Source organism: Microbispora cellulosiformans, from assembly GCF_008728085.1.
In the GTDB taxonomy this organism is placed as follows: Bacteria; Actinomycetota; Actinomycetes; order Streptosporangiales; family Streptosporangiaceae; genus Microbispora; species Microbispora amethystogenes.
On the sequence record NZ_VYTZ01000003.1, the window covers coordinates 188,035 to 200,379 of the forward strand.

Sequence of the window (12,345 nt, forward strand, 5' to 3'; positions counted from 1 at the left end):
TTCCCGTCACCTTGCTTCCTGCCGTCACGTCGCTTCCGCTGTCGCGTCGCGTCGTGCGGCACGTCCCTGCTCCGGAGGTTCCGCCATCCACCGCTTCGCCCTGACGTCGCCGTCCTCGCCGCGCCCTCCCGCCGGGACACCGTGCCGGACCTCCGCCGACCACGCACGCCGCGCCCGCCTCGCCGGACCCCCGGGGCGCCGTACGTGAGCGCCGTCGCCTCTTTCTCGATCTTCCTGGCGGCGTTCGCCCTCATCGCGTCGGAGAAGGTGCACAAGGTCAAGGTGGTCCTCGTCGCCGCCGGCGCGATGGCCGTCCTGGGGCTGATCCCCGGCGACGACGTGTTCTTCTCCGAGACCGCCGGCATCGACTGGAACGTCATCTTCCTGCTGCTCGGCATGATGATCATCGTCGGTGTCGTCAAGCAGACGGGCGTCTTCGACTACCTCGCCATCTGGGCGGCGAAAAGATCTCAGGGCAGGCCCTACCGGCTGATGGTCATGCTGATGATCATCACTGCCGTCGCCTCGCCGTTCCTGGACAACGTCACCACGATCATGCTCGTCGCGCCGGTCACCGTGGTCGTCTGCGACCGGCTCCGCATCCCGGCCCAGCCGTACCTGATCGCCGAGGTCCTGGCGTCCAACATCGGTGGCGCGGCGACGCTCATCGGCGATCCCCCCAACATCATCATCGGCAGCCGCGCCGGGCTGACCTTCAACGACTTCCTCGCCCACATGGCGCCGATCGTGGTCGTCGTCTTCGTGGTGTTCGTGCTGCTCACCCGCGTGCTCTTCCGCAGGTCGTTCCACTACGACCCCGAGCGGGTGGCCGCGGTGATGGCGCTGCAGGAACGGCGGGCCATCACCGACCCCCGCCTGCTCGTACGGTGCCTGATCGTGCTCGCCGGGGTCGTCGCCGGGTTCTGCCTGCACGCCGTGGCGCACGTGGAGCCGTCGATCGTCGCCCTGGTGGGCGCCGGGGTGATGCTGCTGGTGTCCCGCGCCGACGTGCCGGAGGTCCTGCGCGAGGTCGAGTGGACCACGCTGGTCTTCTTCATGGGCCTGTTCGTCATGGTCGCCGGGCTCGTGCACACCGGCGTCATCGCGACGATCGGCGGCTGGGCGGTCGGCGCGCTCGGCGACGACTACTTCCTCGCGGCCACGGCGCTGCTGTTCGGCTCCGGGGTGCTGGGCGCGTTCTTCGACAACATCCCCTACGTCGCCACGATGGTGCCGGTCGTGGAGGAGATGGTCGCCCAGGCGCCGGACGGGCAGACGGGCCAGGCGCTGTGGTGGTCCTTCGCCCTGGGGGCCGACTTCAGCGGCAACGGCACCGCGGTGGCGGCGAGCGCCAACGTCGTGGCCGTCGGCATCGCCGCCCGGACCGGCCACCGCATCGGCTTCTGGCAGTTCACCAGGTACGGCATCCTGGTCACCCTGCTGAGCATCACGATGGCCTGGGCCTACGTCTGGCTGCGTTACTTCCTCTGACCAGTCGCGCTCATGGGGCGGTGCAGTGGAAGATCGCCGTGCCGGGCAGCAGGCGTCCGCGCAGTGGGCTCCAGCCGCCCCAGGCGCGGTCGTGGCCGGGCGGCCACTCCGGCTCGGTCAGGCCGGTCAGCGTCAGGCCGGCGCCGGTGATCAGGCCGACCCAGTCGCCCAGCGTCCGGTGGTGCTCCACGTACGACGGCTCGCCCTCGTCGGAGTACTCGACGTACGGCGACCGGTCGAAGTAGGGGCGGTCGGCGGTCAGGCCGCGCGGCCCGGGATCGTCGGGAAACGCCCACCGGACGGGGTGGCTGACGGAGAACACGAACCGGCCGCCGGGACGCAGCACCCGGCGCACCTCGGCCAGCACCGCCGCGGCGTCCGCGACGAACGGCAGAGCGCCGTAGGCGGAGCACGCGAGGTCGAACGAGCGGTCCGCGAACGGCAGCGTCTCGGCGTCGGCCTGCACGACGGGCAGCCGCACCCCGGCCGCCATGTCGATGCGCCGGGAGTGCTGCAACTGCCGGTGGGACAGGTCGGCGCCGACGACCGTCGCGCCCTGCCCGAGCAGCCACCGGCCGCACTGCCCGGCCCCGCACCCGATCTCCAGGATCCGGCGGCCGGCGACCTCGCCCAGCAGGCGAGCGCCGGCCTCGTCGAGCCCCTCGGGGCACCAGACGAAGCCGTCGTCGCGCAGGAACCCGCCGTGCTCGGCCTGGTAGTCGTCGGCCGCGCCGTCCCACCAGCCCCGGTTGGCCCGGGAGGTCTGCGACCGGGAGACCGGCCGCCGTCCGACGTCCACGTGTCGTCGTCTTCCGGACGGTCTCGTCAGCGCATCTTCGGGCCGCGCGGCATGCGCATGCCCTTGGGGATCGGCCCCTTGGGCATCGGCACGGCGGGGGTGAGCGCGCGCATCCGGTTGTTGACCTCGGACACCGCGCCCTTCTTGAGGTTGCGGGGCAGCTTCATCATGTGCCGCTGAAGCTTGGCGAGGGGGACCTGGCCGTCGGCGTCACCGCACTGGATGTCGTAGACCGGCACGTCGATCGCGACCCGCTGCACGCGCTTCTTCTCCGCGACGAGCATCCGCTGGACCCGGTTCGGCGGGCCCTCGGAGACCAGGATGACCCCCGGGAAGCCGACCACCCGGAAGACCATGTCCTGGTCGCGGTTGACCGCGACCGGCTTCTCCTCGACGTACCACGTGCCGCGCAGGCTCTGCAGGATCGCGTACGACGCGCCCGGCTGGCCGTGCAGCATGGAGTACTGCGACTTCTGCGCGAAACGGCTGAAGACGAACATGCCCACGAGGATGGCGGCGAAGACGCCGAAGACGATCCACGTCCAGCCGAAGATCACGCCGATGACGACGAACAGGGCGAGTGTCCCGGCAGCCGACGCGTAGACGATCGGCATGCCCTTCGGATTCGCCTGTTGAATGATCTGTGCGACCATCCGGATCTGCTTGAGGCGTCCCGGAGCCGCTGCGTCTTTGGCCATGTCCTGAAGGATACAAACGCCGAGCTGACTTAATGAAAACGAGACTCACGCACGGGCGGCGATCGCCTGCTGGTAGAGCCGCCCGGCCCGGTAGGACGAGCGGACCAGCGGGCCGGACATGACGCCGGCGAAACCGATCTCCTCGGCCACGTGCTGCAGCTCGACGAACTCCTCGGGCTTGACCCAGCGGTCCACGGGGTGGTGGCGCGGGGTGGGCCGCAGGTACTGCGTGATCGTCACCAGGTCGCATCCGGCCTCGTGGAGGTCGCGCAGCGCCTGGACGATCTCCTCGCGCTCCTCTCCCATGCCGAGGATGAGGTTCGACTTGGTGACCAGCCCCGCCTCGCGGGCCATGGTGATCACCGCGAGCGACCGCTCGTAGCGGAACGCCGGGCGGATCCGCTTGAAGATCCGCGGCACGGTCTCGATGTTGTGCGCGAAGACCTCGGGCCGGGCGGAGAAGACCTCCTCCAGCTGGCCGCGGTCGCCGTTGAAGTCGGGCGCGAGCAGTTCGACGCCGCAGCCGGGGACCATCTCGTGGATCTGCCGGGCGGTCTCGGCGTACAGCCAGGAGCCGCCGTCGGGCAGGTCGTCGCGGGCGACGCCGGTCACCGTGGCGTAGCGCAGGCCCATCTGGAGGACCGACTCGGCGACGCGGCGCGGCTCGTCCCTGTCGTACTCCGCGGGCTTGCCGGTGTCGATCTGGCAGAAGTCACAGCGCCGGGTGCACTGGTCACCCCCGATGAGGAAGGTGGCCTCGCGGTCCTCCCAGCACTCGGAGATGTTGGGGCAGCCCGCCTCCTGGCACACGGTGTGCAGCCCCGCGCCCTTCACCAGCGATTTGATCTCGGTGAAGTTCGGGCCGTTGCGCAGCCGCGTCTTGATCCACGGCGGCTTCTTCTCGATGGGGACCTGACTGTTGCGCACCTCCAGGCGGAGGAGCTTTCGACCTTCCGGAGCGACGGTCATGCGACTTCCTTCACAGCACTCCGCGGCAGCGGTCCGCGGGCCCGGGGTCCGAGCGGGAGCACGGGGCCCGGCGCCGTACGCGGACCTGCGTGTCGGTCGGAACGCTCGTTCACGAACCCAGCTTATTACCTGCCTTCAGGTGAACCGGGACAGCTCCCGGACCGTCCGTGCGAGGTGACCCGGCGCGCGTCCACCAGGCCGGGGCCGGCGTCCCTGGAGAGCAGCCGCGGGAACCGCCTCCTGGCGTCGCGGGGGAGCGGATCGGCACGGAACCCGGCGGGGGTGAGGAGAGGTTCATGCCTCGAGCATGTCCGAGGCCGACCCTCTCGACGAGGTCCCGAAAGTGTAATCGATTGCAACTTTGCAGTAGAGTGCAGAAATGGTGGAGGGGCTGCGGGAGCGCAAGAAGCGGCAGACCCGGCAGCGCATCGCCGAGGTGGCGGTCGGGCTGTTCGTGGAGCGCGGCTTCGACAACGTCACGATGGCCGAGGTGGCGGCGGCCGCGGAAGTGTCGGTGAACACCGTCTACAACTACTTCCAGGCCAAGGAGGACCTGGTCCTTCCTCCCGAGGAGGCGTCGCCCCGGAGATTGGCCGACATCGTGCGGGAGCGGCCGCCGGGCCGGTCGGCGGCCGTCGCGGTGCTGGAGCGCCTGCGCCGGGAGATACACGGGCGGGAACGCACGGTCGGGCTGAGCGCGGGATTCGGGCGCGTGCTGGAGATGATGCGGGCCGCCCCCACACTGACCGCCCGGCTGGAGGACCTCGGCCGCCAGATGACCGACGCGCTGGCGGTCGCGCTGGCCAAGGAGACCGGCGCGGACGCCGGAGATCCGCTGCCGCGCGTGGTCGCCTGGCACATCGGCTGCCTCCACTCGCTGGTGTACGCCGAGATCGGGCGGCGTACGACGGAGGGGGAGAGTCCGGACGCCGTCGCGGCCGCCGTACTGGAGTTGCTCGACGTCGCCGAGAGCCTCCTGGGTGAGCGCGTCCGCACCTATGCCGTACGAGAGGGATGACCGTGTTCAGAGTGACGATCAGAGGGAAGTTCAAGGGCCTCGACGACGCCGGCCGGGCCGCCGTGACGGCCGCGGGCGGGGCGGCCTACACCGGGGACGGCACGTTCACCCACGACGTGAGCGTGTCCGCCTTCACCTTCCGCTGCCAGGTGCCCGCGGGGCCGGACGACGGCGAGGACGAGGCCGCGCTGGGAGCGATGGCCGCGCTGGACGCGCACGGGCACCCGTACGAGATCCTGCACGTCGCGGTGACCGACATGCGCCAGATCAAGATCCGCCGGAGGGGCCGCGGCGGGTAGCCGTCAGGCGAGGTCCTCCTCGTACAGGTCGTACGGCTCCTCGCCGAGCGCCTCGGCGAGGCGCTTGCCGGCGAAGGGGATGACCTCGTCGACCGTGATGCGCCTGCCGGTCTCCGCCGACAGCGAGGTGACCCCCGCGTCGTCGCCGGTGAGGTCACCGGTGATGCGGTTGTACCAGCTCAGGTCGTTGACGCAGTTGAGCGCGAAGCCGTGCATGGTCACCCCGCCGGCGACCCGGATCCCGATCGTGCCGAGCCTGCGGTCGGGCAGCCCGTGGGACGGGTCGCCGGGCACCCACAACCCGCCGCGCCCCTCGACCCGCCGCGCGGCCAGCCCGAAGTCGGCGCAGACCTGCATCAGGACCTCCTCCAGCAGCCGCAGGTAGGAGACGACGTCGGTGATCCGGATGATCGGATAGCAGACGAGCTGGCCCGGGCCGTGCCAGGCGAGCTTCCCGCCCCGGTCCACGTCGATGACGGGGGTGCCGTCGGCCGGCCGCTCGTGCGGCAGGGTCCGCTTGCCCGCGGTGTAGACGGGGGCGTGCTCCAGCATCAGGCACAGGTCGGAGATCTCGCCGGCCGCGCGGCGCGCGTGCAACCGCCGCTGCAGGGCCCAGACCTGCTCGTACGGAACGTCCACTCCCAGGCGGACGATGGCCAAGCCCTTCACGAGGACAGGGTAGTGGAGGTCAGCAGCCGGGGCTCGACCCGCAGCTCTTTGACGGCGGGCCCGTCGCGCTCGATCCGGTAGGCGTACCCCCGGGGATCGGTGGTCACGGCCTGGATGAACTCGGTGCCGACATAGTGCAGCGCCACGCCCTCGTCGGCGGCGTACCCCTCCGGCAGCTCGCCCGAGGCGACCGACTCGTGCAGCAGCGCCCGGCGCTGCGGGTCGGAGTTGTAGTGGACGCCGCAGGAGTACGGCAGCAGGGCCAGGCCCTCGGACCAGGGCCGCAGCCTCGGCCCGAACGAGTCGGTGTTGCCCCCGACGTGCCAGCACAGCGCCCCGGCGCTCTGCCCGGACAGCACCACGCCCGCCCGCCAGGCCTCGGCGAATGCCTCGTCGAGGCCGTGCAACCGCCACAGCGCGGCGAGGTTGGCGACGCTGCCGCCGCTCACGTAGATCGCGTCCTGCTCCAGGATCCACTCGCGGGGGTCGGCGACGTTCGGCATCGGGAACACCGTCAGGTGGCTGACCTCGACGTCCCAGCGGGCGAACGCGCCGTACATCTTCAGCAGCCAGTCGGCGTCGTCGCCCGTGGCGGTGGCGAGCAGCCCGAGCTTGGGCCGGTCCTGCCCGGTCAGGTCGAGGACGTAGCGCAGCAGCGCGGTCGGCTCGATGAACCCGTACCGCTCCGACTGCCGGAACGAGCCGCCCCCGATGGCGACGATGTGCGACTGCCCGATGCGGCTCATGCCCCACCACTTCCGTGTGCGGATCGACTGGCTCTTCAGAGTACGGCGGCCAGGGCGTCGCCGATGGCGGGATGGGCGAACCGGTGACCTGCGTCGAGGAGCCGCCGGGGGAGCACCCGCTGGCCCGCGAGCAGGGCCTCGTCGGCGAACTCGCCGAGCGCCAGGCGCAGCGCGAGGCGCGGGGCCGGGACCGGCATCACCGGGCGCTTCAGCGCCTTCGCGAGGGCGGCGGTGTAGTCGGCGTTCGTCACCGGTTCGGGCGCCGTGAGGTTGACCGGCCCGGACAGGTCCTCGCGGGAGAGCAGGAAGCGGACCGCCTCCACCCAGTCGGGCAGCGAGATCCACGACACGTACTGCCTGCCGTTGCCGAGGACGGCCCCCGCGCCCATCTTGAAGATCGGCAGCATCCGGGCGAGCGCGCCGCCCCGGCCGCTGAGCACCACGCCGGTGCGCATCCGCGCCACCCGGAGGCCCGCCTCCGCGGCGGGGACCGTGGCGTCCTCCCAGGCACGCACCAGGTCGGCCAGGAAGCCCTTCCCCGGCGGGGCGGACTCGTCCACCGCCCGGTCGCCCGTGTCGCCGTAGAAGCCGATCGCCGAGGAGGACAGCAGGACACGCGGCCCGCCGTCCGCGCGGGCCAGCGCCTCGGCGAGCGTCCGCGTGCCGGAGACCCGGCTCTCCACCAGCTCCCGCTTGTACGCGTCCGACCACCGGCGGTCGCCGATCCCGGCCCCGGCGAGGTGGACGACGGTGTCGGCGCCCTCCAGGGCGGCCGGGTCGAGCACCCCGCCCGCCGGGTCCCAGAAGCGCTCGTCGGGCGCCGCGGGCTCGCGCCGTACCAGGCGGCGCACCTCGTGCCCGTCGTCCCGCAGCGAGCTCACCAGGGCCGAGCCGAGCAGACCGGACGCACCGGTCACCACAGTCGTCATCATCTCCACAGCCCCTTATACGCCGGAAGCCGCCCCGCGGGATGCGGGACGGCTTCACGGTGTCACGCCAGGATCGGTACGGCCCGGCGCGGTGCGGCTACGCGCCGGCTCCGCGCCCGGCGACAGTCCCGGGCCTGGCTTTCGGACTAGGCCAGGCCGAGCTGGGCCTCGAAGCGGCCCTCCTCCAGACGACGCTTGATCGTCGTGAGGAAGCGGGCGGCGTCGGCGCCGTCCACCAGGCGGTGGTCGTAGCTCAGCGCGAGGTACACCATCGAGCGGACCGCGATGACCTCGCCCTCCGGGGTGTCCACGACGACCGGGCGCTTGACGACCGCGCCGGTGCCCAGCATGCCGACCTGCGGCTGGTTGAGGATCGGCGTGTCGAACAGCGCGCCCCGGCTGCCGGTGTTGGTCAGCGTGAACGTGCCGCCGGTGATCTCGTCCGGGCTCACCTTGTTGGTGCGGGTGCGCTCGGCGAGGTCGGCGATCTTACGGGCGAGCCCGGCGATGTTGAGGTCGCCGGCGTTCTTGATCACCGGGACGAGCAGGCCGCGCTCGGTGTCGGTCGCGAAGCCGAGGTGCTCGACGTCGAAGTAGGTGACCTCGTTGGTCTCGCTGTTGATCGTGGCGTTCAGCTTCGGGTGCTGCTTGAGCGCCTCGATCGCGGCGATCGCGAAGAACGGCATGAACGACAGCTTGACGCCCTCGCGCCGCAGGAACTCGCCCTTGGCCTGGTCGCGCAGGCGGGCGATGCGGGTGACGTCGACCTCGACCACGGTGGTGAGCTGGGCCGAGACCTGCAGCGACTCCACCATGCGCTTGGCGATGGTCTGCCGCAGGCGCGACATCTTCTCGGTGCGGCCGCGCAGCGTGGTGTCCACCCGCACCTCCGACGCGGCGGGAGCCGCGGCGGCCGGAGCGGCAGGGGCCTCGGCGGGCGCCGCCTGCGGGGCGGCGGGGGCCGCCGGGGCGGCGGCCTGCTCGCGCTGGACGCGGGCGGCCTCGATCACGTCCTGCTTGCGGATCCGGCCGCCGACGCCGGTGCCGGTCAGCGCGTCGAGGTCGACGCCGTGCTCGGCGGCGAGCTTGCGGACCAGCGGCGTGACGTACGGGCTCTCACCGGACGACGGCAGCGGGGTCGGCTCGGCCGCCGGAGCGGGCTGCGCCGGCTGGGCCTGCGGCTGCGGAGCCGGCTGGGCCTGCGGCTGCGGGGCGGGCTGGGCCTGCGGGGCCGGCTGCGGCGTGACCACGGCGGGCGCGGGCTGCGGGATCGAGGAGATCGGCGCGGGAGCGGGCTCGGGCTCGGGCGCGGCGGCCTGCGGCGCGGGCGCGGGCTCGGGCTCGGGCTCCGGCTGCGGAGCCGGCTCGGGCGCGGCCGGCGCGGCCTCGGCGGCGGCCGGAGCGGCGCCCGCCTCCGAGTCGATCAGCGCGAGCTCGGCGCCGACCTCGACTGTTTCGTCCTCGGCCACGATGATCTTGGTCAGGTAACCGGCGGACGGCGAAGGGATCTCGGTGTCGACCTTGTCCGTCGACACCTCGAGCAGCGGCTCGTCGGCCTCGACGCGCTCGCCTTCCTTCTTCAGCCAGCGGGTGACGGTGCCCTCGGTAACGCTCTCGCCGAGCTGGGGCATGGTTACGGAGACCGGCATGGTTTCTTCTCTCGCGTTCGCTAGGAGGGCTTCAGTTGTGGACGTGCAGCGGCTTGCCGGCCAGGGCCAGCATCGCCTCGCCGAGGGCCTCGGACTGGGTCGGGTGCGGGTGGATCAGCTGGGCGACGTCGGTGGCCGTGGCCTCCCAGTTGAAGATCAGCTGGGCTTCCGCGATCAGCTCGCCCACCCGGCTGCCGACCATGTGGACGCCGAGCACCCGGCCGTCGCGCTCGGCGACGACCTTGACCTCGCCCTGGGTCTGCAGGATCTTGCTCCGGCCGTTCCCCGCGAGGTTGTAGCTCAGCTCGACGACGTCGTGGCCGCGCTCACGGGCGACCGACGTGCCGATGCCGACCGACGCGACCTCGGGCTCGGAGTAGGTGATGCGCGGGACGCCGTCGTAGTCGATCGGGACCGGGCCCAGCCCGGCGATGTGCTCGGCGACCAGGATGCCCTCGGCGAAGCCGACGTGGGCGAGCTGCAGCGTGGGGATCAGGTCGCCCACGGCGTACACGCCCGGCACGCTGGTCTGGCAGAACTCGTTGACGAGCACGTAGCCGCGCTCCATCGAGACGCCGTTCTCCTCGTAGCCGAGGCCGGCCGAGACCGGGCCGCGGCCGACCGCGACGAGCATGATCTCGGCGTCGAGGGTCTTGCCGTTCTCCAGGGAGACGACGACCCCGGTGCCGGTGGTCTTGACGCTCTCGAACCGGGCGCCCAGCTCGTACTTGATGCCCCGGCGGCGGAAGGCCCGCTCCAGCAGCTTGGAGCTCGACTCGTCCTCCAGCGGCAGCAGGTGCGGCAGCGCCTCGACGATCGTGACCTCGGCCCCGAACGAGCGCCACACGCTGGCGAACTCGACGCCGATGACGCCGCCGCCCAGGATGACCACCGAGGACGGCACCCGGTCCAGGACCAGCGCGTGGTCGCTGCTGATCACCTTCTCGCCGTCGATGTCGAGGCCGGGCAGCGACTTCGGCACCGAGCCGGTCGCCAGCACGACGTTGCGGCCCTCGTACACCTGGTCGCCGACCGCCACACGGCCCGGGCCGGCCAGGCGGCCCTCGCCCTCGACCACGGTGATCTTCTTGCTCTTGATGAGCCCGGCGAGGCCCTTGTAGAGGCCCCCGATCACCTTGTCCTTGTACGCGTGGACGCCGGGGACGTCGATGCCCTCCAGCCGGGTGCGCACGCCGAACGACTCGCCCTCGCGGGCCTGGTCGGCCAGCTCGGCCGCGTGCAGCAGCGCCTTCGTGGGAATGCAGCCGCGGTGCAGGCAGGTGCCCCCGACCTTGTCCTTCTCGATGAGGACGACGTTCATGCCGAGCTCGGCCGCCCGCAGGGCACAGGCGTATCCACCGCTACCGCCACCTAGGACGACGATGTCGTAGGGGCCGCTGCCATCAGCCACTGAATGCTCCTTGATCGTATTGACTCCGCCGGATAAGGCGGCATCTTCTCACTTGTCCCGGACGATCATGGCCCCGGCCCGCGGGCACGCCGCCACACGCCGTCTTCCTGTCGATCCGGCCTGGTGTCAAGCCGTCTTCCTGTTAAACAGCCCGCGCGGACGTGCCGTTCCCGGCGTACCGCTCCGCGATCGCGACGAGTGTGCGGGTCAGCGCGCCGGTGCCGCCCTTGGGCGTGTAGCCGTGCGGCTCGCCCTTGTTGAACGCGGGCCCGGCCATGTCCACGTGCGCCCACCGGACGCCCTGGGGCACGAACTCCCGCAGGAAGATGCCCGCGGCGAGCATGCTGCCCCAGCGCTCGGGCTGGAGGTTGGCGATGTCGGCGACCGCGGAGTCGAGCCCCTTGCGCAGCTCGGCGGGCAACGGCATGCCCCAGGCGCCCTCGCCCTGCTCGCCGGCGATGCGGACGACCTCCTCGCGCAACGCGTCGTCGTTGGCCATCACCCCGGCCGTACGCCAGCCCAGCGCGACGATCTGGGCGCCGGTGAGGGTGGCGACGTCGATGATCACGTCGGGCGCGTCCTCGGTGGCGCGGGCGATGCCGTCGATCAGCACCAGGCGGCCCTCGGCGTCGGTGTCGAGCACCTCGACGGTCTTGCCGCTGTAGGTGTGCAGCACGTCGGAGGGGCGCTGGGCGCTGCCGGAGGGCATGTTCTCGGCCAGGCAGAGGTAGCCGACCGCGTTGACGGGCAGGCCCAGCCGGGCGATTGCGAGAAGCGCGCCGAACACGGCGCCCGCGCCGCCCATGTCGGACTTCATCCAGTCCATCGCGGCGCTGGGCTTGAGGGACAGGCCGCCGGAGTCGAACGTGATGCCCTTGCCGACGAAGGCCACCTTGCGGGTGGCCTCGGGGTGGCTGTAGGCGAGACGGACCAGGCGGGGCGGGTTGACCGACCCCTGGCCGACGCCGACGATGCCGCCGAACCCCTCTTCCTTGAGCCGCACCTCGTCCCAGACCTCCACCGAGAGGCCGGCCTCGCCGCCCTTCTCCTGCGCGATCTCGGCGAAGCGCGCCGGCCACAGGTCGGACGGCGGCGTGTTCACCAGATCGCGGACGAGGGTGACCGACTCGGCGACCGTCGCCGAGCGCGCGGCGGCCTCCTCGGCCCCGGCCGCGCCGGACAGGACGACGATCTCGCCGACGGGCGCCCTGCGGTCGCCGCCGGTGCGGTATCGCGTGAAGTCGTAGGCCCCCAGCAGGCCGCCCAGCGCCACGGCCGCCGCCTCCGCGGCCGTACGGGCGGGCAGGGCCAGCGCCGCGGACGGCGTGCCGGCGAGCGACCGTACGGCCGCTCCGGCCGCCCGGCGCAGGGTTTCCTGGTCGTAGTCGCCCTCGGGCGCCTCACCCAGACCGACGGCGACGGCGACGGGAGCGGGCAGCGCGCCGAAGGTCGGAATCTTCACGACCTCCTCGGCCTTGCCCGTGAACCCCATCGTCGTGAGGATCTCGGCCAGCCGGCCGTCCAGGGCCTGGTCGAGGCCTTCGCCGCCCGGGGCCGTGCGTGGGCCGTCCGGGGTCGTGTGGATGCCGACTATGAGGGCGCCGGTCTCGGTGGAGACCGCGTCAGACGCGTTGATACGCACTGTGGTCACGTGAGCCGATGCTAGC

At 72.0% G+C, this 12,345-nt stretch carries 12 protein-coding genes; 3 read left to right on the plus strand and 9 right to left on the minus strand.

Features of this window, described 5'->3' with window-relative positions:
• Positions 1-204: 204 nt before the first annotated feature.
• Entirely contained in the window at positions 205-1,491 is a 1,287-nt protein-coding gene (locus F5972_RS08885) for an ArsB/NhaD family transporter (protein WP_150932940.1), read from the plus strand.
• Between the two features lie 10 nt (positions 1,492-1,501).
• On the opposite strand, the gene F5972_RS08890 is transcribed toward F5972_RS08885, so the two are convergent.
• Genes F5972_RS08890 through lipA form a run of 3 tightly spaced genes read right to left on the minus strand, consistent with a single transcriptional unit; the run spans position 1,502 to position 3,957 of the window.
• Positions 1,502-2,290 (minus strand): class I SAM-dependent methyltransferase, encoded by a 789-nt coding sequence (locus F5972_RS08890; RefSeq protein WP_150932941.1) that lies wholly within the window; start codon positions 2,288-2,290, stop codon positions 1,502-1,504.
• A gap of 26 nt (positions 2,291-2,316) precedes the next feature.
• Entirely contained in the window at positions 2,317-2,988 is a 672-nt protein-coding gene (locus F5972_RS08895) for a DUF4191 domain-containing protein (protein WP_150932942.1), read from the minus strand.
• Between the two features lie 45 nt (positions 2,989-3,033).
• On the minus strand, positions 3,034-3,957 hold the full coding sequence (gene lipA / locus F5972_RS08900; protein WP_150932943.1) for a lipoyl synthase: 924 nt from the start codon (positions 3,955-3,957) through the stop codon (positions 3,034-3,036).
• A gap of 379 nt (positions 3,958-4,336) precedes the next feature.
• Here lipA and F5972_RS08905 point away from each other — a divergent pair, with 379 nt between their 5' ends.
• Together F5972_RS08905 and F5972_RS08910 are read left to right on the plus strand one after the other, a co-directional pair.
• A complete protein-coding gene (locus tag F5972_RS08905) occupies positions 4,337-4,975 on the plus strand; it encodes a TetR/AcrR family transcriptional regulator (protein WP_150932944.1) in 639 nt (212 codons plus the stop codon).
• A gap of 11 nt (positions 4,976-4,986) precedes the next feature.
• Positions 4,987-5,274, plus strand: a complete 288-nt coding sequence (locus F5972_RS08910) for a DUF6204 family protein (RefSeq protein WP_263641807.1) — start codon at positions 4,987-4,989, stop codon at positions 5,272-5,274.
• Positions 5,275-5,277: 3 nt separating this feature from the next.
• Here F5972_RS08910 and lipB read toward each other — a convergent pair whose 3' ends face one another.
• From lipB to F5972_RS08940, 6 genes are all read right to left on the minus strand, one after another.
• Complete coding sequence (lipB, locus tag F5972_RS08915) at positions 5,278-5,943, minus strand: lipoyl(octanoyl) transferase LipB (protein ID WP_150932945.1); 666 nt, start codon at positions 5,941-5,943, stop codon at positions 5,278-5,280.
• Entirely contained in the window at positions 5,940-6,689 is a 750-nt protein-coding gene (locus F5972_RS08920; RefSeq protein WP_150932946.1) for a Type 1 glutamine amidotransferase-like domain-containing protein, read from the minus strand. Before F5972_RS08920 ends, lipB begins: the two co-directional genes overlap by 4 nt.
• Positions 6,690-6,724: 35 nt before the next feature.
• A complete protein-coding gene (locus F5972_RS08925; protein WP_150933363.1) occupies positions 6,725-7,618 on the minus strand; it encodes a TIGR01777 family oxidoreductase in 894 nt (297 codons plus the stop codon).
• A gap of 146 nt (positions 7,619-7,764) precedes the next feature.
• Complete coding sequence (gene sucB, locus F5972_RS08930) at positions 7,765-9,267, minus strand: 2-oxoglutarate dehydrogenase, E2 component, dihydrolipoamide succinyltransferase (RefSeq protein ID WP_150932947.1); 1,503 nt, start codon at positions 9,265-9,267, stop codon at positions 7,765-7,767.
• 31 nt (positions 9,268-9,298) lie between these two features.
• The gene (gene lpdA / locus F5972_RS08935) at positions 9,299-10,678 is read right to left on the minus strand and encodes a dihydrolipoyl dehydrogenase (RefSeq protein WP_150932948.1); all 1,380 of its coding nucleotides are present in this window, start codon (positions 10,676-10,678) and stop codon (positions 9,299-9,301) included.
• Positions 10,679-10,820: 142 nt separating this feature from the next.
• Positions 10,821-12,329 carry a leucyl aminopeptidase gene (locus tag F5972_RS08940; protein ID WP_150932949.1) on the minus strand — a complete coding sequence of 503 codons (1,509 nt, stop codon included), beginning with the start codon at positions 12,327-12,329 and terminating at the stop codon, positions 10,821-10,823.
• Positions 12,330-12,345 lie beyond the last annotated feature (16 nt).